Source organism: Cupriavidus necator (assembly GCF_040578825.1).
GTDB lineage: Bacteria > Pseudomonadota > Gammaproteobacteria > Burkholderiales > Burkholderiaceae > Cupriavidus > Cupriavidus necator_E.
In genome coordinates, this window is the sequence record NZ_JBEFLI010000014.1 from 62861 (window position 1) to 87516 (window position 24656).

At 69.6% G+C, this 24656-nt stretch carries 25 protein-coding genes; 22 read left to right on the forward strand and 3 right to left on the reverse strand.

Annotated elements, in window-relative coordinates; translation table 11 throughout:
• The first annotated feature begins 2 nt into the window (after window positions 1-2).
• From AB1I47_RS09860 to AB1I47_RS09890, 7 genes are read left to right on the forward strand one after another with little or no spacing between them, the layout of a single operon-like run.
• Window positions 3-1757 carry an FAD-dependent oxidoreductase gene (locus tag AB1I47_RS09860; protein WP_354683562.1) on the forward strand — a complete coding sequence of 585 codons (1755 nt, stop codon included), beginning with the start codon at window positions 3-5 and terminating at the stop codon, window positions 1755-1757.
• Window positions 1754-2278: a flavin reductase family protein gene (locus AB1I47_RS09865; RefSeq protein WP_354683563.1), complete on the forward strand. Its 525-nt coding sequence runs from the start codon at window positions 1754-1756 to the stop codon at window positions 2276-2278. The genes AB1I47_RS09860 and AB1I47_RS09865 overlap by 4 nt, the downstream gene beginning before the upstream one ends.
• Before the next feature lie 14 nt (window positions 2279-2292).
• Window positions 2293-3993 carry an FAD-binding protein gene (locus AB1I47_RS09870; protein ID WP_354683564.1) on the forward strand — a complete coding sequence of 567 codons (1701 nt, stop codon included), beginning with the start codon at window positions 2293-2295 and terminating at the stop codon, window positions 3991-3993.
• Window positions 3977-4741, forward strand: a complete 765-nt coding sequence (locus AB1I47_RS09875; RefSeq protein WP_354683565.1) for an SDR family oxidoreductase — start codon at window positions 3977-3979, stop codon at window positions 4739-4741. Before AB1I47_RS09870 ends, AB1I47_RS09875 begins: the two co-directional genes overlap by 17 nt.
• 27 nt (window positions 4742-4768) lie before the next feature.
• On the forward strand, window positions 4769-5824 hold the full coding sequence (locus AB1I47_RS09880) for a ferredoxin--NADP reductase (RefSeq protein WP_354683566.1): 1056 nt from the start codon (window positions 4769-4771) through the stop codon (window positions 5822-5824).
• 1 nt (window position 5825) lies between these two features.
• Window positions 5826-7463 (forward strand): FadD3 family acyl-CoA ligase, encoded by a 1638-nt coding sequence (locus AB1I47_RS09885; protein WP_354683567.1) that lies wholly within the window; start codon window positions 5826-5828, stop codon window positions 7461-7463.
• 17 nt (window positions 7464-7480) lie between these two features.
• Window positions 7481-7927: a nuclear transport factor 2 family protein gene (locus tag AB1I47_RS09890; RefSeq protein ID WP_354683568.1), complete on the forward strand. Its 447-nt coding sequence runs from the start codon at window positions 7481-7483 to the stop codon at window positions 7925-7927.
• Between the two features lie 103 nt (window positions 7928-8030).
• Here AB1I47_RS09890 and AB1I47_RS09895 read toward each other — a convergent pair whose 3' ends face one another.
• Entirely contained in the window at window positions 8031-8897 is an 867-nt protein-coding gene (locus AB1I47_RS09895; RefSeq protein WP_354683569.1) for an SDR family NAD(P)-dependent oxidoreductase, read from the reverse strand.
• Between the two features lie 239 nt (window positions 8898-9136).
• Here AB1I47_RS09895 and AB1I47_RS09900 point away from each other — a divergent pair, with 239 nt between their 5' ends.
• From AB1I47_RS09900 to AB1I47_RS09910, 3 genes are read left to right on the forward strand one after another with little or no spacing between them, the layout of a single operon-like run.
• On the forward strand, window positions 9137-9556 hold the full coding sequence (locus AB1I47_RS09900; protein ID WP_354683570.1) for a nuclear transport factor 2 family protein: 420 nt from the start codon (window positions 9137-9139) through the stop codon (window positions 9554-9556).
• A complete protein-coding gene (locus tag AB1I47_RS09905) occupies window positions 9556-9894 on the forward strand; it encodes an SDR family NAD(P)-dependent oxidoreductase (protein WP_354683601.1) in 339 nt (112 codons plus the stop codon). The genes AB1I47_RS09900 and AB1I47_RS09905 overlap by 1 nt, the downstream gene beginning before the upstream one ends.
• Window positions 9891-10649, forward strand: coding sequence for an SDR family oxidoreductase (locus AB1I47_RS09910; RefSeq protein ID WP_354683571.1), 759 nt, complete (start codon window positions 9891-9893; stop codon window positions 10647-10649). Before AB1I47_RS09905 ends, AB1I47_RS09910 begins: the two co-directional genes overlap by 4 nt.
• 45 nt (window positions 10650-10694) lie before the next feature.
• Here AB1I47_RS09910 and AB1I47_RS09915 read toward each other — a convergent pair whose 3' ends face one another.
• Window positions 10695-11594, reverse strand: coding sequence for an NAD-dependent epimerase/dehydratase family protein (locus tag AB1I47_RS09915; protein WP_354683572.1), 900 nt, complete (start codon window positions 11592-11594; stop codon window positions 10695-10697).
• Window positions 11595-11637: 43 nt separating this feature from the next.
• Window positions 11638-12468, reverse strand: coding sequence for an SDR family NAD(P)-dependent oxidoreductase (locus tag AB1I47_RS09920; RefSeq protein ID WP_354683573.1), 831 nt, complete (start codon window positions 12466-12468; stop codon window positions 11638-11640).
• A gap of 209 nt (window positions 12469-12677) precedes the next feature.
• Here AB1I47_RS09920 and AB1I47_RS09925 point away from each other — a divergent pair, with 209 nt between their 5' ends.
• The 12 genes from AB1I47_RS09925 to AB1I47_RS09980 all read left to right on the forward strand — a co-directional run bounded on the left by AB1I47_RS09925 (window position 12678) and on the right by AB1I47_RS09980 (window position 24647).
• A complete protein-coding gene (locus AB1I47_RS09925) occupies window positions 12678-13865 on the forward strand; it encodes a helix-turn-helix transcriptional regulator (protein WP_354683574.1) in 1188 nt (395 codons plus the stop codon).
• 227 nt (window positions 13866-14092) lie between these two features.
• Window positions 14093-14809 (forward strand): EthD domain-containing protein, encoded by a 717-nt coding sequence (locus tag AB1I47_RS09930; RefSeq protein ID WP_354683602.1) that lies wholly within the window; start codon window positions 14093-14095, stop codon window positions 14807-14809.
• Window positions 14810-14913: 104 nt separating this feature from the next.
• A complete protein-coding gene (locus AB1I47_RS09935) occupies window positions 14914-15810 on the forward strand; it encodes a VOC family protein (protein ID WP_354683575.1) in 897 nt (298 codons plus the stop codon).
• Between the two features lie 8 nt (window positions 15811-15818).
• The gene (locus AB1I47_RS09940; protein WP_354683576.1) at window positions 15819-16709 is read left to right on the forward strand and encodes a CoA transferase subunit A; all 891 of its coding nucleotides are present in this window, start codon (window positions 15819-15821) and stop codon (window positions 16707-16709) included.
• Between the two features lie 23 nt (window positions 16710-16732).
• Window positions 16733-17533, forward strand: a complete 801-nt coding sequence (locus AB1I47_RS09945; protein WP_354683577.1) for a CoA-transferase subunit beta — start codon at window positions 16733-16735, stop codon at window positions 17531-17533.
• Window positions 17534-17540: 7 nt separating this feature from the next.
• Window positions 17541-18437 (forward strand): enoyl-CoA hydratase, encoded by an 897-nt coding sequence (locus AB1I47_RS09950; protein WP_354683578.1) that lies wholly within the window; start codon window positions 17541-17543, stop codon window positions 18435-18437.
• Window positions 18434-19516 carry a nitronate monooxygenase gene (locus tag AB1I47_RS09955; protein WP_354683579.1) on the forward strand — a complete coding sequence of 361 codons (1083 nt, stop codon included), beginning with the start codon at window positions 18434-18436 and terminating at the stop codon, window positions 19514-19516. Before AB1I47_RS09950 ends, AB1I47_RS09955 begins: the two co-directional genes overlap by 4 nt.
• Before the next feature lie 19 nt (window positions 19517-19535).
• Window positions 19536-20327: an enoyl-CoA hydratase family protein gene (locus AB1I47_RS09960; RefSeq protein WP_354683580.1), complete on the forward strand. Its 792-nt coding sequence runs from the start codon at window positions 19536-19538 to the stop codon at window positions 20325-20327.
• Window positions 20317-21492, forward strand: a complete 1176-nt coding sequence (locus AB1I47_RS09965) for an acyl-CoA dehydrogenase family protein (RefSeq protein ID WP_354683581.1) — start codon at window positions 20317-20319, stop codon at window positions 21490-21492. The genes AB1I47_RS09960 and AB1I47_RS09965 overlap by 11 nt, the downstream gene beginning before the upstream one ends.
• 20 nt (window positions 21493-21512) lie before the next feature.
• Complete coding sequence (locus AB1I47_RS09970; RefSeq protein ID WP_354683582.1) at window positions 21513-22580, forward strand: acyl-CoA dehydrogenase family protein; 1068 nt, start codon at window positions 21513-21515, stop codon at window positions 22578-22580.
• Between the two features lie 20 nt (window positions 22581-22600).
• A complete protein-coding gene (locus AB1I47_RS09975) occupies window positions 22601-23752 on the forward strand; it encodes an acetyl-CoA C-acetyltransferase (RefSeq protein ID WP_354683583.1) in 1152 nt (383 codons plus the stop codon).
• Between the two features lie 10 nt (window positions 23753-23762).
• Complete coding sequence (locus AB1I47_RS09980) at window positions 23763-24647, forward strand: SDR family oxidoreductase (RefSeq protein ID WP_354683584.1); 885 nt, start codon at window positions 23763-23765, stop codon at window positions 24645-24647.
• Window positions 24648-24656: the final 9 nt, after the last annotated feature.

Genomic DNA, 24656 nt, shown 5'->3' on the forward strand with positions numbered 1-24656 from the left:
TCATGACCCAGAGCACAGCGCGCATGCAGCCCAAGGAGTTTGACGTGGTGGTGGTCGGATCGGGCGCCGGCGGCATGCTGGCCGCCTGTCGTGCCGCCGACCGCGGCCTGTCGGTGGTGGTGCTGGAGAAGAGCCGCCAGTATGGCGGCACCTCGGCGGTGTCCGGCGGCGGCATCTGGATCCCGCTCAACCACCATATCGCGCCGGCAGGCGGGCAGGACGACTACAGCAAGGCGCTGGAGTACGTGCTCGCGTGCACCGGCGAGCACGGCGATCCGCAGCGCATCCGCGCCTACCTCGATCACGCGCCGCGCATGCTGCAGTACCTGGAGCAGCAGGCCGGCGTGCGCTATTACGCGCTGCCGCGCTACGCGGACTACTTCCAGAAGGTGCCGGGCGCGATGCCCGGCTACCGCGCGCTCGACCCGATGCCGTTCGATGGCAAGCGGCTGCGCGAGGAATTCGACCGGCTGCGGCCGCCGTCGCCGGGCACGCTGGTGGGCGGACGCGTGGCCGTGACTTCCGGCGAGGCGCATGCGTTGCTGTGCCGCTCGCCCGGCTGGCTGGGCCTGGCGGTGCGCCACTTCGCCCGCTACTGGCTCGACCTGGGCTGGCGCCGCAAGACCCGCCGCGACCGCCGGCTCACCCTCGGCAACAGCCTGGTAGGCGGCCTGCGGCGGGCGATGATGGATCGCGCCATCCCGCTATGGCTCGATACCGCATTGCAGGACCTGATCGTGGAGGACGGCACGGTGCGCGGCGTGCGCGCCGTGCAAGGCGGGCAGGTCGTGGAGATCCGCGCGCTGCGCGGCGTGATTCTGGCCGCCGGCGGCTTCGAACGCAACCAGGCCATGCGCGAGCAATACCTGCCGCAGCCCACGCAGGCTGCCTGGAGCGCCACGCCGCCCAACAACACGGGCGATGCGATTCGGGCCGCGCAGGCCGTTGGCGCCGGCGTGGCGCTGATGTCCCACGTGTGGGGCGCGCCGACCGTGCACGTGCAGGGCGAGGAAAAACAGCGCGCGCTGTTTATCGAGCGCGCCATGCCGGGCTGCCTGGTGGTGAACGGGCAAGGGCGCCGCTTCGTCAACGAGGCCGCGCCGTATTCCGAGTTCGTGCCGGCGATGTACCGCGACCACGAAAAGACCGGCTGCAGCGTGCCGGCGTGGATGGTGTTCGACGCCACCTTCCGCCACAAGTATCCGTGCGGGCCGGTCCTGCCGGGCTCGGTCATGCCGGACCGCAGCATTCCGGCCAGCCTGTCCGGCATCCTGGTGCGCGCCGACACGCTGGCGCAGCTGGCGCAGCAGATCGGCGTCGACGCCGGCGGGCTGGCCGACAGCGTCGCCCGCATGAACCGCTACGCCGCCACCGGCGTGGACGAGGAGTTCGGCAAGGGCGACAACGTGTTCGATACCTACTACAGCGACCCGGCGGTACGGCCCAATCCCTGCCTCGCGCCGATCGGCAAGGCGCCGTTCTACGCGGTGCGGCTCGATGCCGGCGACATCGGCACCAAGGGTGGCCTGGTGACCGACGCCAGCGCGCGCGTGCTGCGCGACGACGGCAGCGCCATTGCCGGCCTGTTCGCCATCGGCAATACCAGTGCCGCGGTGATGGGCACCAGCTATCCCGGCGCGGGTTCCACCCTGGGCCCGGCCATGACCTTCGGCTTTATCGCTGCCGACGTGCTCTCGCAGCGCTCGCAGCAGCCTGCCGTTGCGCCCCACGCTCAAACCGTACAGGAGGCCCCATGAGCGCCAATCCCGAAACCAGCGCCACGATGCGCGACGACATGCTGAAGGCGATGCGCCGCATGGCGCGCTCGGTGGCGGTGATCAGTTGCCGCCATGGCGAGCGGCGCTATTCGATGTCCGTGACGGCAGTCGATTCGCTGTCGGCCGATCCGCCGTCGCTGCTGATCTGCATCAACCGCGGTTCGTCGATCTATCCGCCGCTGGATGCCGGCACGGACTTCTGCATCAACCTGCTGGCCGCGGACCACCGCGACATCGCGGTGGATTGCAGCGGCCGCCTCAAGGGCGAAGAGCGCTTCACCAGCGGCGAGTGGGAGGACGACCTGCTCGGCGTGCCGTGCCTGCGCAACGCCCAGGCCAACCTGGTCTGCCGGCAGGATGGCCGCTTCGACTATGGCACGCATGCGGTCTTTATCGGGCGCTTGCGCGAGGTGCGCCTGGCGGGCGAGGTCTCGCCGCTGGTCTATGTCGACGGCGCCTATACCACTTCCGCGCCGCTGGCCGCGCTATGTTCAGCCTGAGCGGGGGCAAAAGCATGCATCCCGACGCCGCCACGCCGGTCTGCGCACCGCTGCGCCTCGAGGACCCGGACGCGCACCCCTGGCACGCTGTCTGCGATGCCGTGGTGGTGGGTTTCGGCGCCGCCGGCGCCTGCGCCGCGCTGGAAGCGGCGCAGGGCGGCGCGCGCGTGATCGTCGCGGAACGCTTTGAAGGCGGTGGTGCCAGCGCGAAGAGCGGCGGCGTGGTCTATGCCGGCGGCGGCACGCCGTACCAGTCCGCGGCGGGCTACGCCGATACGCCGCAGGCGATGGCGGATTACCTGCGCCAGGAGACGGGCGAAGTCGTCAGCGAGGCCACGCTGCAGGCCTTCTGCGAGCGCAGCCGCGACATGATCGGCTGGCTCGAAGGCGTGGGCGTGCGCTTTGCCGCCACCGTGCCGCCGCGCAAGACCTCTTATCCGGCGCAACCCTATTACCTCTACTACTCCGGCAACGAAGCGGTGCCGGCGTATGCGCGGCATGCCGCGCCCGCGCCGCGCGGGCACCGCGTGAAAGGCCCCGGCATGTCCGGCCGTACGCTGTACGGCGTATTGCGCGGCGCCGTGCAGGCCCGCCCGGAAGTGACGGTGATGCGCCAGACCGCGGCGCGGCGGCTGATCGTCGACCACGCCGGCGCGGTGATTGGCGTCGAGCTGTGGCAGGTGCCGCCGGGACGGCAGCAGAAGCGCCATGCCCGCCTGGCGCGCATGGCCGAGCGCCTGCACAACGCCCTGCCCGGCGTGGCCGACCAGCTGCGGCAGCGCGTGCTGCAACTGGAGCTGCGCCACGCGCGCCCGGTCGCGGTTCGCACCCGCGCGGTCGTGCTGGCCACCGGCGGTTTTATCTTCAACCGCGCCATGGTGGCCAGCCACGCCGGCAAGTATCTGCAGAACTGGCGTCTGGGGGCGACCGGCTGCGACGGCAGCGGCATCCGGCTTGGCGAGTCGGCCGGCGCGGCCACGCGGCATCTGGAACGCGTCTCGGCCTGGCGTTTTATCAATCCGCCGTTCGACTGGGCGCGCGGCTGCGTGGTCGATGCGCAGGGCGCGCGCATCGGCAATGAGGAAACCTATGGCGCCACGCTGGGCCACGCCATCTGCGAACGGCATGGCGGACGCGCGTGGCTGATCCTGAACCGAGCGTTGGCGCGCGCCGCCTTGCGAGAATGCCTGGGCGGCCGGCTATGGGCTTTCCAGGCCTTGCCCGCGGCGTTGCTGTTGCTCGGCGGCGCGCGGCGCGCGTCCAGCCTCGAGGCCCTGGCCGACAAGCTGGGCATGCCGCGCGCGGCCCTGCGCGCCACCATCGATCTCTATAACGCCGCTGCCCGCGGCGAGATTGCCGACCCGGCGGGCAAGTCGGCGCAGATGTGCGCTTCACTTGAAACCGGGCCATGGCTCGCCATCGACATCTCGGCCAACAGCCGCGTCTTCCCCTGTCCGGCGATCACGCTGGGCGGCCTGTCGGTGGAAGAGTCCAGCGGCCGTGTGCTCGCTGCCGCGGGCGGGGCGCCCATTCCGGGGCTCTACGCCGTGGGCCGCACCGCCGTCGGCATCGCATCCAACCACTATGTCAGCGGCCTGTCGCTTGCCGACTGCATCTGGTCGGGGCGCAACGCCGGCCGCCATCTCATTCGACAGCCTGCCGGCGAGCGGCAGGCAAACCACCACCAGGAGACCACGCATGAGCCGACGTACTGAAGGAAAGATCGCTATCGTCACCGGGGCCGCCAGCGGCGTCGGCAAGGAAGACGCACTGCTGCTGGCGCGCGAAGGCGCGCGCGTGGTGCTGACCGACCTCAACGAGGAAGCGGGCCACGCGCTGGCGCGCGAGATCGGCGAGGCCGCGCTGTTCGTGCCGCACGATATCGCCAGCGAAGCCGGCTGGCAGCAGGTGATGGCGCGCACCGGGCAGCACTTCGGCGCGCCGAACGTGCTGGTCAACAATGCCGCCATCCTGATGCTGGGCTCGGTCGAGGACGCCACGCTGGAGCAATGGCAGCGCGTGATGCGCGTCAACGCCGACGGTTACTTCCTCGGCTGCAAATACGGCGTGGCCGCGATGAAGGCGGGCGGCGGCAGCATCGTCAATATGTCGTCGGTGGCGGCGCTGGGCGGCATGGGCGCGTTCTGCGCCTACAGCGCCAGCAAGGGCGCGGTGGCCGCGCTGACGCGCGCCGTGGCGGGGCACTGCAAGCAGAACGGCTACCGCGTGCGCTGCAACTCGATTCATCCGGACGGCATCCTCACGCCGATGACCGCCGCTTTCCTGCCCGGCGGCGCCACGGCCCTGCCGGAGGAGGTCGGCGGCGCCGAACCGATGCAGCGCATGTGCCATCCGCGCGACGTCGCCAATCTGGTGCTGTTCCTGGCTTCCGACGAATCGCGCTTTATCAACGGCGCCGAACTGCGCATCGACAACGCGCAGACCATCATGGGCGTGGCCTGACGCCACCCAGAGCTGAAGAAGGACATCATGGCGCCAGTGCAATTCCACCGGCTGCAGATCGCCGAAGTGGTCACGGAAACGGACCAGGCGCATTCGCTGGTATTCGCGCTGCCGGACGGCCTGCGCGATACCTTCGCCTACCGTCCCGGGCAGTTCCTGACCCTGCGCGTGCCCGTGGACGGCGTACCGCTGCAGCGTTGCTATTCGTTGTCGAGCACGCCTGAGGTGGACCACGCCTTGCGCGTGACGATCAAGCGCGTGCAGAGCGGGCGCGTGTCCAACTGGATCTGCGACCATCTCGGCGCGGGCGATATGGTGGAGGTGATGCCGCCGGCCGGCGTCTTCACCCCGCCGACGCTGCATGGGGATTTCCTGCTGCTGGCCGGGGGCAGCGGCATCACGCCGGTGCTGTCTATCGCCAAGGCGGCGCTGCGCCACGGGCGCGGTGCGGTGACGCTGCTCTATGCCAATCGCGACGAGCGCTCCATCATCTTCCGCGAAGCGATTGGGGAGCTGGCGCGCAGCCACCCCGGCCGCTTGCGCGTGATCCACTGGCTGGACAGCGTGCAAGGCCCGCCGACGCAGCGCCAGATCGAGGAACTGGTGCGGCCGTGGAGCCTCGCCGAGTGCTTCCTCTGCGGTCCGGGTCCGTTCATGGACGCGGCCCAGTCCGCGCTGCAGGAACTTGGCGTGCCGCGCGCAAAGCTCCATGTCGAGCGCTTCGTCTCCTTGCCCGATGTGGCGCAGACACAGCGGCCGGCGCACGCCGCGGCGGTAGCGTCGGCCGCCCCCGCAGCCGCCATGCGCGGCGCGGCGCTGACAGTTCAGCTCGACGGCGAGACCCACCAGGTCGGCGTGGCACCGGACGAAACCGTGCTCGACGCCCTGCAGCGTGCCGGCGTGGCTGCCCCCAATTCCTGTCGCGCCGGGCTGTGTGGCGCCTGCATGTGCCAGGTGACGCAGGGCGACGTGACGCTCGGCGAAAACCATGTGCTCGACCGCGCCGACCTGGAGGCGGGCTGGACCCTGGCCTGTCAGGCCCGCCCCGCAAGCGGCGAAATCCATCTGAAGTTCCCGGATTGACATGACCCCATCTGACACCATCGACGCCATTGCGGCAGCGGCCGGCTTCGACCTCGACGCCGCTGCCAACGACGACATTGCCGCCACCATTCCCGACCTGGTGCGGCGTGCGGCGCAGCGCCACGCAGAGCGTATCGCCATCCAGGAAGACGGGCTGCGGCTCACCTACGCCGCGCTCGATGCCTGCCGGATCCAGGCGGGCCGCGCGCTGATGGCGCTGGGCGTGCAGCCGGGCGACCGGGTGGCCGTATGGGCCCCGAATTTCTCCGAATGGATCCTCGCGGCGCTGGCCACGCACAGCGTGGGTGCGGCACTGGTGCCGCTCAATACGCGCATGAAGGGTGCCGAAGCCGGGGCCGTGCTGGCCGACAGCGGCGCGCGCCTGCTGTTCTGTGTCGATGACTTCCTCGGCGAAAGCTATCCGCAGATGCTGGCGCCGCACCGTCCCGCCACGCTGGAGCGGCTGGTGATCCTGCGGCCGGGGCAGGGCCGGAGCCCCGGTTCCGACGAACTGACATGGGAAGCCTTCCTTGAACTGGCGCAGCAGACGGACATGGGAGCGTTTGCCCGGCGCGAGGCCGGCGTGCGCGGCGACACGCTGATGGACATCATGTTCACCTCGGGCACCACCGGGCGTCCCAAGGGGGTGATGACGGCGCATGCGCAGAACCTGCGCGCCATCGACGGTTGGGCGGCGATCACGGGCGTACGGGCGGGCGACCGCTACCTGATCGTCAATCCGTTCTTCCATACCTTCGGCTACAAGGCCGGATGGCTGGCGGCGCTGTCGCGCGGTGCCACGGTGCTGCCGCACCTGGTGTTCGACGCCGAGGCCGTGATGACGCGCGTGGAGAACGAGCGCATCACCGTGCTGCCCGGCCCGCCGACGCTCTACCAGACGCTGCTCAACGCCCCGCGCCTGCGCGAGTTCGACCTGTCTTCGCTGCGCATCGCGGTGACCGGTGCCTCGGCGATCGCGCCGGTGCTGATCCAGCGCATGCGCGACGAACTGGGCTTCGACACCGTCATCACCGGCTATGGCCTGACCGAATCGTGCGGCTTTGCCACGCTGACCCGCGCCGGCGACGACGCCGAGACAGTCGCCGGCACCTCCGGGCGCGCCATGCCAGGCATCGAACTGCGTTGCGTCGATGCGCAGGGGCAGCCCGTGGCTACGGGAGAGCCGGGCGAGGTGCTGGTGCGCGGCTACAACGTGATGCAGGGGTACTTCGGCTTGCCGGAGGCGACGGCCGAAGCGATCGATGGCGAAGGCTGGCTGCATACGGGCGATGTCGGCACGCTCGATGCGCGCGGCTACCTGCGCATTACCGATCGCATCAAGGACATGTTTATCGTGGGCGGCTTCAACTGCTACCCGGCGGAGGTGGAGAAGCTGCTGACGGCCCACCCGGCGGTGGCCCAGGTCGCGGTGGTGGGCATGCCGCATGAACGGCTGGGCGAGGTCGGCCGTGCCTACGTGGTGCTGCGCCATGGCGCGCGGCTCGATGCCGAGACCCTGATCGCCTGGGCCCGCCGGCAGATGGCCAACTACAAGGTGCCGCGCGAGGTGCTGTTCGTGACATCGCTGCCGGTCAGTGCGGCAGGGAAGGTGCTGAAGTACCAGTTGCGCGAAGCCTGATCAACGAGGGAGTGAACATGACCGACATTGCCACCATCGCCGCACGGCTTGCGCAGCTGGAAGCTGCGGATGCGATCCGCGCGCTCAAGTTGCGCTATCTGCGGGCTTGCGATGACAAGGATACCGACGCGATGCGCGCGTGCTTCGTGCCGGACGATGCGCATATCCACTATGACCGGATCGGCAGCTTCGCCGGGCGGGATGCATTGGTGCAATGCTTTGCCGAACTGGCGTGCCGGCCTACGCTGCGGGAGATGCATTTTGCAGGGCAGGGGGATATCTGCGTGCTGGATGAGACCACGGCGCAAGGCAGCTGGGATCTTGCATACCTGGCGCTGGATGATGCCAGCGGTTCGCGCACGTTCCTGACCGGGCGCTATGCGGACGAGTATGTGCGGGTCGACGGTGCATGGTTAATCCGGTCGACGGTGTTCACGACGGGGTTGTTGTCGCAGGGCACGTAGTGGGCTGTGCTTGTTTGGATTGCGACGACGCCCGCAGCAAGCTCCCCTCTCCCGCAGGCGGGAGAGGGGATTGACCTGTGGTAGTTCGAACAGCCCCCAATCCCTATTCCACAATCGCCGGATGCACCGGCGGCGGACCGCCCAACACCTGCCGGTACGACGGCGGCTGCACGCCGTCCGCATCGACAATCCCATACCCCAGCGCCGCCTCGGCGCAGATCAGCACCTGCCCGGACTTCTCCATCAAATCGGGATCCCGGTAAAGCGCATGAATCACCTTGCCCGTAAACTCCGGCGTCTCCGCGACCGGCGCGAACGACGCGTACTTGTCGGGATGCTGCTCCCACACCCGCTGCGTGCGCGCCGTGCGCAGCGGCCCCATCCACACCGACACCGCCGCCACCCCATGCGGCCGCAGGTCCACCGCCATATCGTGCGCGAACTTGTCGATGCCCGCCTTCTGCGCACCGTAAGCCGGGCCATGCATATAGCAGTTGGCACCAAACGATGACGTGAACACAATCAGCCCACGCCCGCGCGCCGCCATCATCGGCGCCGCATGCCAGCTGGCCACATACCCCGAGCGCAGCCCGACATCGAGGATCCCCGCCATCTCCAGCGGCTTCTGCCAGAACGGCCCCGGCATGATGAGCTCGTCATGCAGGAAGGTCGCGTTATTGACCAGGACATCGATCCGCCCCGCTTCCTCCCGCACACGCCCGAACAGCCGCGCCACCTGCGCATCGTCGCGATGGTCGCATGCGACCGCGATGCCGCGCCCGCCCAGCGCATCGATCTCGCGCGCCGTGGCGTGGATGGTGCCGGGCAGCGGCGCGCTGCCTTCCTGTTCGGTGCGCCCGGTCACATACACCGTCGCTCCCGCCGCGCCGAGCGCCAGCGCAATGCCCTTGCCGGCACCGCGCGAGCCGCCCGTGACGACCGCCACGATGGCCTGTTCCGCCTGCTTCATGTCTGTCTCCTGTGTCAGTGATGCGCGCGCCCCACGGGCCGCCCGCGCCCCCCTCGAAGCTTGGGGCGGGCGCGGACCCGGTACATCCTTCGTTCGGACTAAGCGGTACCCGGTCCGCTTACTCCACGCGGACGATGGCCCGCCGCGCGGCAGCGCTGACGATAGGCGCCATCCCAACGACCGCGGGGGGCGTCGCATTGACGCCGCCGCACGGTCACAACCAAGGAGTGAGCCTGGCCATGTCCGAACTGGAGCACAAGCAAGCCATTCACGCACTGACCTGCCGCTATGCGCAGGCGGTGGACCGGCGCGATTTCCCGAGCCTGGCGGAACTGTTCACACCGGATGCACGGCTCGTCGGGCCCGGCTTCCGCATGGACGGACCGCAAGCCATCGCTGACGGCATGACCGCGCTCGGCCGGTATAGCGCCACGCAGCATCACGTGCACCAGCAACGGGTCGAAGTCGACGGCGATAGCGCGGCCGGCGAGACTTATTGCATAGCCAACCACCTGTACGAACAGGACGGCGTGCCGCGCAAGCTGGACTGGGGCATCCGCTACCAGGACCGCTTCGTGCGGCGCGATGGCCAGTGGCGCATTGCCGCGCGCGAGCTGGTGGTCGACTGGACGCAGGACCTGCCGCTGCGGGGGGCATGATGACGACGCGTGTACTGGAAGGCAAGACGGCCCTCGTCACGGGCGGTGGGGGCGGCATCGGCGCGGCCAGCGCGCTGGCGCTGCTGCGCGACGGCGCGGCGGTCGTGCTGATGGGGCGGCGGCGCGAGGCGCTGGAAGCGGCACGGCGCAGCCTGTGCGCGCAGTTGCCCGGCGCCACGGTGGCAATCAGCGTTGGCGACGCTTGCCGTGAGGATGACGTGCAGGCCGCGCTGCAGCAGGCGGCGGCGGTGTATGGCGAGGCGGCGCTGCAGGCAGTGCTGGCCGGCAGGATTCCAGACACCGGCCGACGCGGAACGACCCAGGGAGATAAGCGATGAATCAAGTCAGGGACAAGGTCGCGCTGGTCACCGGCGCGGCCAGCGGGGTAGGGCGCGCCGACGCGCTGCTGCTTGCGACCGAAGGCGCGCGCGTGGTCCTCAGCGATGTCAACGAGGAGGCCGGGCAGGCGCTGGCCCGCGAGATCGGCGATGCGGCGCTGTGCGTGCGCCACGACATCGCCAGCGAGGAGGACTGGCGCAAGGCCATGGCCGCCACCGGGGAACGTTTTGGCCGGCTCGACGTGCTGGTCAACAATGCGGCGATCTGTCCGCTGGGTTCGATCGAGGAGACTTCGCTCGACACCTGGCGCCAGGTCCTGCGGGTCAATGCCGACGGCTACTTCCTTGGTTGCAAGTTCGGCGTGCAGGCAATGAAGCGCAATCCGGCCGGCGGTTCGATCGTGGTGATGTCGTCCGTGGCGGCGCTGGGCGGGCTGCCGATGATGTGCGCGTACAGCGGCGCCAAAGGTGCCGTCACCGCGCTCACGCGCAGCGTGGCCGTGCACTGCAAGCGCAACGGCTACCGCATCCGCTGCAACGCGATCCATCCCGATGGCATCTGGACGCCGATGACGCAGGCGCTGGTGCCGGACCTGGATCCGGCCGCGCTCGGCATCGGCACGGACCCGATGGCACGCATGTGCCAGCCGGAGGATGTGGCCAACCTGGTCCTGTTCCTGGCTTCGGACGCGTCGCGCTTTATCAATGGCGCGGAACTGCGCATCGATAACGCGCAGCTGGTCTCGGGGCTGTAAGTTGCGCCGCGGCGGCCAGCTTGCGCGGGCCGCCGTAGTGCCGGCTTAGCTGTACTGCGACACGATCTCGCTCACCGTACGCAGGATGTCGCGGCGGCGATAGCCAAGCAGGGCGGTCTCCGCCGCATCCGGCTCGTAGTAGAGCGTATTGCCCCGGCCGAAGCAGATGGCCGAGTCCGGCAGCAACGGATGTTCCTGGTCGATGACCGGCGGCACCGGCCGGCCGGCATCGCGGAAGAATGCGCCGAAGTAGTCCTGGAACGACAGGTTCTCGTCGCCCACCAGGTACGCCTTGCCATTCTCGCCACGCAGCAGCGCGCCTTCGACCGCTTCCGACAGCGAAGCGGCGGAGATGAAATTGACGCCGCCGGGCGGTGCGAACTCCGGCATCGGCGCAAAGCTGCCGCGCGCGTAATCGGTATAGGCCTTGAACATCGGCACCGTCAGGCCTGGCACCGTGCCCACGACGAACGGCGCATTCACGCTGCTCACGCGGAAGGTATCCGAGGCCAGCGCCCGCACGCCGTCGTCGGCCAGCTTGCGCGAGCGGATGTAGGCGTTGTCCTCGACCAGCCGCGGCAGCGCCTGCGGATAGAAACTCCCGACATGGACAGCGACCCCGATCCCGGCATCGCGCGCGGCGCGGAAGAAGCGCGGCACGCCTTCGACATTGGCGCGTTCCCAGTGCGCCGCTTCGTCGCTGCCAGGCGGGACGTGGCGCACATCGTTGCCGGCGGCGAATACCAGCGCGTCGAAGGCAGCGAGCTGCGCGGCCGGCAAGTCGTTGGCGATGTAGTCGCAGCGCCGGAACTCCAGCTCGCCCAGCGCCGTGCCGGGCGCGGGGCGGTTGCGGCCCGCGATGGTGACGTCGTGCCCGCGGCTGCGCAGGTGCAGGGCCGCGTGGCCCCCGATCATGCCGGTGCCGCCGACGATCAGTATCTTCATGCTTGTCTCCTTGGTGGGTTGGTGTGGCCGCGGCGTGCGGCCATCACAGGTTCATGCCGTTGCCGTCGATGACCGGCATGTTGGTCCACACGCCGTTCGGGTCGCGATACCAGCCGGCGGCGGCCAGGGCGCCGCCGTTGACGTGCAGCGCCGTGCCGGTGATCCAGGCAGCGCGCGGGCTGGCCAGGAACAGGATGCCGTCGGCCATGTCGCGTGGCGTGCCGAAGCGCCCCAGCGGAATCCAGCGCGGGATATGGTGCTGGTGTTCCGGCGCGACCATCTGCGACACCGGAACCTGCGGCGTTTCGGTGGTCTCGGGGGCGATCAGGTTGACGCGGATGCCCGCCGGCGCCAGCTCCAGCGCCAGGCTCTGTGTAAAGCCGGTGATCGCGGCCTTGAAGGCGGCGTAGACGCTGCAGTACGGAATGCCGCGGAAGCCCTCGATCGACGACACGCTGACGATGCTGCCGGCGGCACTGCGCCGCAGCAGCGGCAGCATGGCGCGCGTGACGGTGAAGACGTGGCCGAGGTTGGCGGCGTAGAGGCTGGCGATCTCGTCGTCGGCATAGTGCTCGAACGGCTTGGCGATCCGCAGGAAGTCACCGACGTTGTTGACCAGCACGTCGAGCACGCCGAAACGCTGTTCGATCTGCACAGCCAGTTCGCGCACGGTGGCGGCATCGGCGGCGTCGCCCTGCACCACCAGCAGGTCCGCGCCGCTGTTGCCCAGCAGCGCGCGGGCATGCCCGGCGCGCTGGGCGTCGATCTCGATCATCGCCACGCGCGCGCCCTGCTCCAGGAACGCTTGCGCGGTGGCCAGCCCGATGCCGGCGCCGCCGCCGGTGACCAGCACGGTCTTGTCGGTGAATTCCATTGAATTGCTCTCCTTCGGTTGCACTGCGGGGATGCAGGCATTGGATCGGCGGCGGGCGGGACGGACATCGTCCGATTGCAGGTCAGGGAAAACACCGAGACCGCGCAAAGCCGGGCAATCGGCAGGCAGCCTCCCTATAATCGGCGCTGCCCAGGTGCCGCAGAGCACCGGTCAGCCCACGCATGAAGCGGGGAAACAGGAGACAGACAATGTTGATGGCGACCGTTGAGGCGCAAGAAATGGCGTCGCCGTGGTTTGCGCAGTCCGGACTGAGCATGCCGGCGTTCAGCGCGCTGCTGGCGGCGGTCTACGAAGGGCCGATGGAGCCGGTGCCGTGGGGCCGCGCGCTGGAAATGCTGCGCAGGCAACTGGACGCCAGCTACGTGAGCTTTATCCTGCGTTCGCCCGCGAGCGACCGCAGTGGCATCGCGGTGCATGCGTCGCAGCACGGCACGTCGCTGGAGGCCGAGGCGTCGTACAACACCTACTACTACGCCATCGATCCCTTCATTAACCTGCCCACCGACCGGGCCGTGACGGTCGACGAAGCGATGGGCGCCGGCAACTGGTGCCGCAGCGAGATCTACCGGCAGTTCCTGCAGCCGCTCGGCATCCGCTACCTGCTGGGCGCTGACATCCGCACCGACGACGGGGTCGAGTGCCGGCTGCGCGTATGCCGCCAGCACGACGCGCGGGACTTCTCCGCGGTGGACAAGGCCGCGTGCGCCACCATCCTGCCGCACCTGAGGCGCGCGGTCCGGCTGCATTCCAGGCTGGACGTGGTCGAATCGGAGCGCAGCCTTTATGCGAGCGCGATCGACCGCATGCTGGTGGGCATGGTGATCCTGGACGCGGCTGGCGCGATCCTGAAGAAGAATCCGCAAGCCGACGAGATCCTTGCCGAGCATGACGGCATCCGCCTCAACGGCGGCAACTTCGAGATCGCCTACCCGCAGGAAAGCCGCAAGTTCCAGTACCTGCTGCGCCGCGCCCAGATGGGCCACCACGGCAGCGCGCCGGCGCTGGCCGAAGCCATGTCGATCACCCGTCCCTCGGGGCGCGGCAAGCTCGGCGTGCTGATCCGCACGATCCCGCTCAGCGAGTGGTCGGAAGACCACCGGCATCGCCCGGCCTGCGCGGTCTTTATCCGCGATCCCGAGCGCAAGTCGCGCGCCTCGCACGAGGTGGTGCGCAAGCTGTTCGACCTCACCCCCGCCGAAACGGCGCTGGCGCTGGTGCTGGCCGACGGCATGACGCTCGACGAAGCTGCCGAGGCGCTGGGCACCAGCAAGAACACGGCGCGCGCGCACCTGCGCTCGATCTTCTCCAAGACGGGGGCCACGCGCCAGGCCACGCTGGTGCGCATGCTGCTGAGCAGTGTCGTGACGCTCGGGTGAGCCCCAGCGCGTCATCCGGGACGACGCGCCTGCCTGGTTTCGATCCTGCTAGTCCGAATGGAGGATGAGACCCGCCGTCCGCGCCCCTAGCATCCCTCCGACCAGCGGGCGCGGCACACGGATGGCACGTCAGACGGACGCAGCGATGCGTGCCGTCCGCGTTCCTGTTCCGCGCACGCATCAACCTGTCCGGCCCCGGCCGGCACCTGTACCAGGGAGCGTGGAGCATGGAGAAAGTCATCTATATCGTCTGGCGCGATTCGCGGACCGAGCCGGGGGAATTCGCGCGCCGGCTGCGCACCACGCTGGCGGACAAGCTGTTGGCGCTGGGCGCGCGCGGGCTGCAGGTCAACGTGGCGGACGACGCCGTGTTGCGTGCCGCCGGCCTGCGGCAGACGAATACCCGCCCGCAAATGGAAGGGCTGGTCTCGGTCTGGATCGACAGTGCCATCGACCGCCTGCGCCAGCCGTTCGACCAGGCGATCGAGGCCGCCGTTGGCCGCATGGCCGGCTATCTCGTCACGGAGTCCCAGCCCATCCGCAATACGCGTTTCCCGGCCGCGCCGGGCGCACGCACACCCGGCTTCGCGCAGCTGGCCTTCCTCACCCGGCCGCCGCGGCTCACGCCGCAGGCCTGGCTCGACACCTGGCACAACCACCACACGCAGGTGGCGGTCCAGACCCAGGACAACTTCCTCTACGTGCAGAACGTGGTGGTGCGGCCGCTCACCTACGCCGCGCCGCACTACGACGCCATGGTCGAAGAGTGCTTCCCCGATGCGGCGATGACCGACCCGCTGGCATTCTTCGACGCCGTCGGCGACGAGGACAAGTTCCGCCGCAACCTGCAGGCCATGATGGAGAGCTGCCAGCGCTTCATCGACTTCGACAAGATCGACGTGATCCCCACCAGCCAGTACATCGTGCATCCGGCAGCGGCCTGACGCGGGCGCCGGATCGGCTAGTCCCACTGGACGATGTGCCGGGCCGCGGCGCACGGAAGAATGGTCCCATCAGCCCGCAGTGGCGACGAACTGAGGAGACCGGCATGTTGGATATTCGTGCGCTTGGCTACATCGTGGTCGAGTCCACCGACCTGGGGCAATGGCGGCACTATGCCGAACAGGTACTGGGCATGGCCTGTTCCGGCGCCCCCGGCGGTGCGCTGTACGTGAAGATGGATGAGCGCGACTACCGCTACCTGGTGGTGCCGGGGGCGCGCGACCGCTACCTGGCATCCGGCTGGGAACTGGCCGACGAGCCGGCCTACCGCCATGCGCTCGACACGCTGCGCCAGGCCAACGTGGAAGTCGTGCATGCCAGCGCCGCGGAACTGGCGCAGCGCCGCGTACAGGCGATGGCATGGTTCACCGATCCGTCGGGCAACCGCCATGAGGTTTCGTGGGGCATGCGCTCGGATTTCCTGCGCTTTGTCTCTCCGGCCGGCGTGCCGCGCTTCATCACGGACCCGATGGGGGCGGGCCATGCCGTGCTGCCCGCGCCGGCCTTCGACGAGACCTATGCCTTCCTGTGCGAGGTGATGGGGTTCGGCCTGTCCGACATCTTCCGCGTGCGTTTTACCAGCGATCCCGACGAGCCGGCAAAGCGCATCCACTTCCTGCATTGCGGCAACGCCCGCCACCACAGCCTGGCGATCTTCGAGATGCCGTCGGAAGCCGGCTGCATCCACGTGATGGCCGAGGTGCCGGACATGGCCGAGGTGGGCCGCGCGCTGGACCGCGTGCAGCAGCACGGCGTGAAGCTGTCGGCCACGCTGGGCCAGCACTGCAACGACCGCATGACTTCCTTCTACATGAAAACCCCCGGCGGCTTCGACCTGGAGTTCGGCCACGGCGGCCTGGTGGTGGACTGGAGCCGCCACGCCGCCTACGAGGCCACGCGCGTCAGCCTGTGGGGACACGACTTCAGCATCGGATACCGCTAATCACCACCATGACCAAGACAATCGACAAGACCATGCGCGCGGCCGACGTGATCGGCCAGCTCGCCGATGGCATGACCATCGGCATCGGCGGCTGGGGCCCGCGTCGCAAGCCGATGGCGCTGGTGCGCGAGATCCTGCGCTCGCCGCTGAAGGACCTGACGGTGGTTGCCTACGGCGGCCCCGAGGTGGGCATGCTGTGCGCGGCCGGCAAGGTGCGCCGGCTGGTGTTCGGCTTTGTCTCGCTCGACGTGATCCCGCTCGAGCCGTATTTCCGCCAGGCGCGCGAGCGCGGCTTGCTGGAGGTAACCGAACTGGACGAAGGCATGCTGCAGCTGGGCCTGCGCGCGGCGGCGGCGCGGCTGCCGTTCCTGCCGACGCGCGCCGCGCTGGGCACCGACGTGCTGGACAAGAACCCGCAGCTGAAGACGGTGCGCTCGCCCTATGCCGACGGCGAAGTGCTGGTGGCGATGCCGGCGATCGAACTCGACGCCGCGCTGCTGCACGTGAACGAGAGCGATGCGCTCGGCAACACCCGCATCGACGGTCCCGATCCGTTCTTTGACGAATGGTTCGCACGCGCGGCGCGCCGCTGCTACGTGAGCTGCGAGACGCTGCACGCCCGCCTCGAAGAAGAAGACCTGGCATGCGCGCGCAACAACCCGTTCGAGCGCTCGCTGGTGTCGGGCGTGGTGCATGCCCCTGCAGGGGCGCACCCGACGTCCTGCGCCCCCGCCTATGGCTGGGACCTGCCCGCGCTGAAGGCGTACTGCGCCAGCGCCGAGGCGGAGGACGGCTTCCGTGCCTGGCGCGAAGACGTGGTGGGCGCGAGCGAGGCGGCCTACCTGGAACGCCTCGGTGGCCTTGGCCACGTGCACGACCTGCCGCTGCCGGTACTTTGAACCCGCCAACCCAAGGAGCGACCGTGAGCGCCACTTATGAATTCACCCGCGCCGAGCTGATGATCGCCGCCGCCGCCCGCGCCTGGTGCGATGACGGCGAGGTGCTGGCCACCGGCATCGGCACCGGCCCGCGCCTTGCCGCCGGCCTGGCGCGGCTTGCGCACAACCCCGGCCTGCTGCTGACCGACGGCGAGGCCTACCTGGTGGAAACGCCGGTGCCGCTGGGCCCGCGCGAGCCCGGCTACAAGGTGCGTGCCAGCGGCTGGATGGGCTATTCGCGCGTGTTCGACTGCCTGTGGGGCGGGCGGCGCCACGCGCTGGTGATGCCGACGCAGATCGACCGCTTCGGCCAGGCCAATATCTCCTGCCTGGGCGGCACGCATGCGCAGCCGAAGACCCAGCTGCTGGGCGCGCGCGGCTTCCCCGGCAACAGCATCCACCACGCCAATTCCTTCTTCGTGCCGGCGCACAGCACGCGCGCGTTCGTCGGCGGCGAGGTCGACATGGTCTGCAGTGCCGGCTACAACCCGGCCCGCCAGATCGAAGGCATGCGCAGCTTCGTCGACCTGCGCGTGATCGTCACCGACCTGTGCGTGATGGATTTCGGCGGGCCGGAGCGTGCCATCCGCGTGCGCTCGCTGCACCCGGGTGTGGGCTTCGAACAGGTGCAGGCGGCCACCGGCTTTGCACTGGCGAACTCCCCCGGCGAAGGCTTGCCGGAGACGGCGCCACCGACGCCGGAAGAACTGCGGCTGGTCGCCCAGCTCGATCCGCACAACCTGCGCGCCGCGATCGTGCGCGGCAATCCTTCCGGACGCGCGTGAGACCGACATGACATCGCCAGCCATCGAAGCTATCCAAGCCGTGGGCCTTGGCCCCAATGCCGAGGTGCTCTACCAGGTCGCCGACGGCATTGCCACCGTGACCATGAACCGGCCGCAGTACCACAACGCGCAGAACTCGAAGATGACGTATGCGCTGGACGAGGCCTACCGGCGCGCCGCCGCGGACGACGCGGTCAAGGTGATCGTGCTGCGCGGCGCGGGCAAGCATTTCTCCGCCGGGCATGATATCGGCACGCCGGGGCGCGATATCAACGAATCGTTCGAGCGTGCCTCGCTCTGGTATGACCACGTCAACAAGCCCGGCGGCGAATTCCTCTATGCGCGCGAGCAGGAGGTCTACCTGGGCATGTGCCGGCGCTGGCGCGAGCTGCCCAAGCCGACCATCGCCATGGTGCATGGCGCCTGCATTGCCGGCGGCCTGATGCTGGCGTGGGTGTGCGACCTGATCGTGGCGTCGGACGATGCGTTCTTCGCCGATCCGGTGGTACGCATGGGCATCCCCGGCGTCGAGTATTTTGCGCATGCCTACGAGCTGCATCCGCGCATCGCCAAGGAATTCCTGTTGCTGGGCGAGCGCATGGGCGCCGACCGCGCCGGGCGCATGGGCATGGTCAACCGCGTGGTGCCGCGCGAAGCGCTGGAGGAAACCGTCTACGGCATGGCCGCAAAGATTGCGCAGATGCCGCGGCTGGGCCTGACGCTGACCAAGCAGGCCGTCAACCATGTGGAAGACCTGCAGGGCAAGCGCACGGCGATGGATGCCGTCTTTGCCTGGCACCACTTCGCCCATGCGCACAACGAACTGGTCAGCGGCGACAAGCTCGGCGGCTATGACGCGCGCGCCATGGCCGCTTCGCAACGCACCGGCGAGGACCAGGCATGAGCACCGCGAGCCTGCACACCGTGCTATGCGACCTGCTGGGCTGCCGCTATCCCATCGTGCAGACGGCGATGGGCTGGGTGGCGGACGCGAAGCTGGTCGCGGCCAGCGGCAATGCCGGGGCCTTCGGCTTCCTGGCGGGCGCCACCATAGCGCCCGGCGAGGTCGAGCGCGAGATCCTGCGTGTGAAGGCGCTCAGCGAGCGGCCCTTCGGCATCAACTTCCACATGTTCCAGCCCAACGCGGATGAGGTGATCGAGATGGCGATCCGCCACCGGCTGCGCGCGGTCAGCTACGGGCGCGGCCCGGACGCGAAGATGGTCGGCCGGCTCAAGGCGGCCGGCATCGTCTGCATGCCGACGGTGGGCGCTGCCAAGCACGCGGCCAAGGCCGTCGAACTCGGCGCCGACGTGGTCACCGTACAGGGCGGCGAGGGCGGCGGCCATACCGGCGGCACGCCGACCACGCTGCTGCTGCCGCAGGTGCTGGACAGCGTCAGCGTGCCGGTAGTGGCGGCGGGCGGCTTCTTCGACGGCCGCGGACTGGCCGCGGCGCTGGCGTACGGCGCTGCCGGCGTGGCCATGGGCACGCGTTTCCTGATGTCGGCCGAATCGCCGGTGCCGGCAAGAACGCTGGAGCGCTACGTCAAGGTGCGCGACCCGGCCCACATCCGTGTATCACTGGCCATCGACGGGCTGCCGCAGCGGATGATCGACAACGACCTGCTGGCCGGGCTGGAGAAAGCCGGTCCATTGCGGCGCACCTGGCTGGCGCTGGCGGCCGCGCGCAAATGGCAGGCGCGCACGGGCATGCGCAGCGCGCAGATGCTGGCCACCGCCTGGCGCGCGATGCGCGAGCAGGACTACAGCGCCGCCCAGACCCTGATGGCCGCCAACGCGCCGGTGCTGATCCAGCGCGCGATGGTCGAGGGATGCCCCGATGAAGGCGTGCTGCCCAGCGGCCAGGCTGCCGCCGCCATCGGCGCCATCGAATCTTGCGAGCAGATTGTGGCCGGCATGGCCGCGCAGGCACAGGCGCGCCTGGCGGCGCTGGCTGGCGCCGGACTGGCTGCAGCGGCCTGACCCACAGACAGAGGAAACCATGCAAACGAACAAAAAGACCGGGCCGTTCCGCATCGACACCGCCGACGGCATAGCCGAACTGGTGATCGACCATGCGCCAGTCAATGCGCTCGACTGCGCCGGCTGGCATGCGCTGGCCGCCGCGATCGACCAGCTGGGCACCGATCCCGCCGTGCGCGTGATCGTGCTGCGCGGCGAAGGCCGCGGCTTCTGCGCCGGCGTCGACATCAAGGAGCTGGCCGCGCGCCCGCAGCGGATCGTCGACGTCAACGCCGGCAACTACGCCACCTTCCGCGCCGTGCACCGCAATCCCAAGCCGGTCATCGTGGCCGTGCACGGCTTCGTGCTGGGCGGCGGCATCGGCATCTGCGGCGCGGCCGACATCATCGTTGCGTCGGATTGCGCGCGCTTTGGCGTGCCCGAGATCGACCGCGGTGCCATGGGCGGCGGCGCGCACCTGCAGCGCATGTTCGGCGTGCAGAAGGTCAGGGCGATGTACTTCACCGGCGAGATGATCGATGCCGCCGAGGCGTACCGGCTGGGCGCGGTCGAGCGCGTGGTGCCGCGCGCAGAGTTGCGCGAGGCCGCCATGACGCTGGCCCGCCAGATCGCCGCCAAGAGCCCGGCCATGCTGCAGCTGGCCAAGGAAGCGCTCAACGGCGTGGAAGACGGCAACCTGGAGGACAAATACCGCTGGGAGCAGGGCTTCACGCTGCAGGCCTATATGAGCGCGGATTCCGGCGAGGCGCGCGCCGCCTTCGTCGAAGGCCGCGAAGCCCGCTTTGCGCAGGGAGAGCGCGATGCAGCTTGAATACACCGACGCCCAGCGCGCCTTGCGCGCCGAAGTGCGCGACTGGATGGCCGCGCACGTGCCGCGCTCGCCGCTGGCGAGCTTCGACACCGAAGAAGGCTTTGCCCAGCACCGCGCCTGGGAAGCCACGCTCAACCTGGGCCGCTGGAGCATGGTCACGTGGCCGGCCGAACTGGGCGGGCGCGGCTGCGACCTGATCGAGTGGCTGATCTTCGAGGAAGAGTACTGGCGTGCCGGCGCGCCGATGCGCGTCAACCAGAACGGCATCTTCCTGCTGGGGCCCACGCTGATGGAATTCGGCACCGAGGCGCAGAAGGCGCGCTTCCTGCCGCGCATGGCCTCGGGCGAGCATGTCTGGGCGCAGGGCTGGTCCGAGCCCAACGCCGGCTCCGACATGGCCGCGATCCGCTGCAGCGCGATCCGGCAGGGCGATGACTATGTGATCAACGGCCAGAAGATCTGGTCGACGCGGGCGGTGTGGGCGGACTGGCTGTTCGGCCTCTTCCGCACCGACCCGGCCTCGACCCGACACCATGGCCTGACCTTCATCCTGGTGCCGCTGGACACGCCCGGCATCACCGTGCGCCCGATCCGCCAGCTCAACGGCCAGACCGGATTTGCCGAGATCTTCTTCGACGACGTGCGCGTGCCGGTGGAGAACCGCCTGGCCGCCGAGGGCGCCGGCTGGCAGGTGGCCATGGCCACCGCCGGCTTCGAGCGCGGCCTGATGCTGCGCTCGCCGGCGCGCTTCCAGGAAACCGCGCGCGCGCTGGTCAGGCTGTACCAGGCCAATCGCGAGGCGGCGGACCGCGATCCCTCGCTGCGCGAGGCGGTGCTGCGCGCGTGGATGGACGCCGAGGCCTACACGCTGTCCACCTACGCCACCGCGAGCCGGCTGGTGCGGGGCGGCCCCAACGCTCATATCGGCGCGGAGTCGAGCACGAACAAGGTGTTCTGGTCCGAGCTGGACATCCATATGCACGATACCGCGCTGGCCATCCTGGGGCAGTCGGCAGAGGTCGCGCCCGACGGCCAGCCGCCGGGTTCGCTCGGCCACTGGCTGGATGGCTTCCTGTTCTCGCAGGCCGGGCCGATCTATGCCGGCACCAACGAGATCCAGCGCAATATCGTCGCCGAGCGCCTGCTCGGCATGCCGCGCGCATGACGGCACCCGGGGAAAACACCATGGATTTCGCATTGACCGAAGAGCAGGAGCAGTTTGCCGAGGCGATCCGGCGCTTCCTGATGACCGAGATGACGCCCGAACTGACGCGCGAGCTGTGGGCCACCGAGTCCGGCCGCTCCGACGCGCTGTGGCGCCAGCTTGCCAACCAGGGCCTGACCGCGGTGATGGTGCCGCAGGAGCAGGGCGGACTGGGGCTGGGCGAGGTCGAGTGGGCGCCGCTGGCGCAGGCCTGCGGCTACTTTGCGCTGCCCGAGCCTTTGCTCGACACCGCGCTGGTCGCGGCCGGGCTGCTGCGCGATGCGCTCGCGGCGGCGCCGAACGCCTCGGCGCGCGAACGCTGCGCCACGCTGCTGGAGCGCATCGCCGCCGGCGATGCCCGCGTGGCGGTGGCGCATCCGCAAGAGCGGCTGGTCGCCGACGCCCACGTGGCCGACGCCATCCTGTGCGCGCACGAAGGCGCGGTGCACCTGCTGCGGCCGGACCAGGCCGTGCTGACGGCGCGCACCGGGCTCGATCCTTCGCGCCGCCTGTTCGAGCTGGCGTGGACACCGGCCGCGGAGTCCGAGCTGATCCCCGGCAGCAATGGCCTGTGGGACATGGCGCTGAACCGCGGCGCGCTCGGCGTGGCCGCGCAGCAACTAGGCCTGACGCAACGCATGCTGGACCTGGCGATCGACTACAGCGCGCAGCGCAAGCAGTTCGGCAAGGCCATCGGCGCCTACCAGGCGGTCAAGCACCTGCTGGCCGACGTGGCGATCCAGCTCGAGTTCGCCAGGCCGGTGCTGCTGCGCGCCGCCGCGGCGCTGGCGCATGGCCGGCCCGATGCGGGCCTGCATGTTTCGCACGCCCGCGTGGCCGCCGCGCGCTGCGCCTGGAGCGCGGCACGCCAGGCCATCCAGGTGCATGGCGCGATGGGCTACACCTGGGAGCTGGACCTGCAGATCTTCACCAAGCGCGCGTGGGCCCTGGCGGGAAGCTGGGGCGACCGGGCCTTCCACAAGGCGCGCATGGGCGCGCACATCCTGGACGGCGCGCACGACATCGGCGCCGGAGCGACCTTCGCCTGAATCCAAAGAGAACCAAGACCATGAAAGACGCCTATATCGTTGATGCCCTGCGCACGCCCACCGGGCGCCGCAAGGGCGGACTGTCGCACATGCACGGCGCCGACCTGGGCGGCTTCGTGCTGGCCGAGCTGGTGCGCCGCAATGGCATCCCGGCCGAGGACTATGACGACGTGGTATTCGGCTGCGTCGACACCATCGGCCCGCTGGCCGGCAATATCGCCCGCAGCGCGTGGCTGGCCGCCGGCCTGCCGCTGACGGTGCCGGGCGTGACCGTGGACCGCCAGTGCGGCTCGTCGCAGCAAGCGGTGCACTTTGCCGCGCAGGCAGTGATGAGCGGCACGCAGGACGTGGTGATCGCCGGCGGCGTGCAGACCATGACCCAGATCCCGATCTCGTCGGCCATGCTGGCCGGGCAGGCGCTGGGGTTTGCCGACCCGTTCTCGGGCAGCAAGGGCTGGCAGGCACGCTTTGGCGATGCGCCGGTGTCGCAGTTCCACGCGGCGCAGCGCATTGCCGATCACTGGAAACTGTCGCGCGAGGCCATGGAAGCCTACGCGCTGGCAAGCCACCAGCGCGCCGCTGCCGCCATCGAAGGCGGCCGCTTTGCGCGCGAGATCTTGCCGTGCGCAGGCGTGAAGCATGACGAGACCCCGCGCCCCGATACCACGCTGGCGAAGATGGCTGCGCTGGAACCGCTGATGCCCGGCAGTTCGCTGACCGCGGCCGTGTCCAGCCAGACCGCCGATGCCGCCGCCGCGCTGCTGATCGTCTCGGAAGACGCGCTCAGGCGCTACCAGCTCCAGCCGCGTGCGCGCATCGCGCATATGAGCGTGCTGGGCGACGACCCGCTGTGGATGCTGACCGCGCCGATCCCGGCGACCAAACGCGCACTGGAGCGCAGCGGCCTGCGTCTGGACGATATCGACGTGGTCGAGATCAATGAAGCCTTCGCCTCGGTGGCGATGGCATGGCTGGCCGAAACCGGCTACGCACCCGAGCGCACCAACCCCAACGGCGGCGCCATTGCACTGGGCCATCCGCTGGGCGCCACCGGCGCGCGCCTGATGACCACGCTGCTGCATGAACTGGAGCGCACCGGTGGCCGCTACGGCCTGCAGACCATGTGCGAAGGCGGCGGCCTGGCCAACGTCACCATCATCGAACGGTTGTAAGGAGAGCGCCATGGGAATCTGCGACGGACGCACCGTCATCATCACCGGCGCCGGCGGCGGGCTGGGACGCGCCTATGCGCTGGCCTTCGCCGCCGAGGGCGCCAACGTGGTCGTCAACGACATCCGGCGCGAGGCGGCCGAGGCGGTTTGCGCGGAGATCCGCGCCGCCGGCGCGAATGCAGGCGCGGCGCTGGCCAGCGATGACGACATCACGCAGCTGGCCACCGCGCAGCGCATCGTCGATGCCGCGGTCGAGGCCTTCGGCGAGGTCCACGTGCTGGTCAACAACGCCGGCATCTGCCGCGACCGCATGTTTGTCAGCCTGACCGAAGCGGACTGGGACGACGTCATGCGCGTGCACCTGCGCGGCCACTTCTGCCTGGCCAACCTGCTGGCCAAACGCTGGCGCGATGCCGCCAAGGCCGGCCGCGCCGTTGACGCGCGCATCATCAACACCAGCTCCGGCGCGGGGCTGCAGGGCTCGGTCGGGCAATCGAACTACGCCGCCGCCAAGGCCGGCATTGCCGCGCTGACGCTGGTGCAGGCGGCGGAACTGGGCCGCTATGGCATCACCGCCAACGCGCTGGCGCCAGCCGCGCGCACCGGCATGACCGAGCAGGTGTTCGCCGACATGATGAAGGCACCCGAAGACGGCTTCGACTATTTCGACCCGGCCAACGTTGCGCCGCTGGTGGTGTGGCTGGGCAGCGCCGGCTCCGCGCAGGTCAACGGGCGCATGTTCGAGGCGGCCGGCGGCATGGTGTCCGTGGCCGACGGCTGGCGCACCGGCCCGAAAGCCGACAAGGGTGCGCGGTGGCGGCCGGCCGAAGTCGGCGCAGCGGTGGCCGGACTGCTGGCGCAGGCGCAGCCGCCCCAGCCGGTCTACGGCAGCTGAGCGCGACGG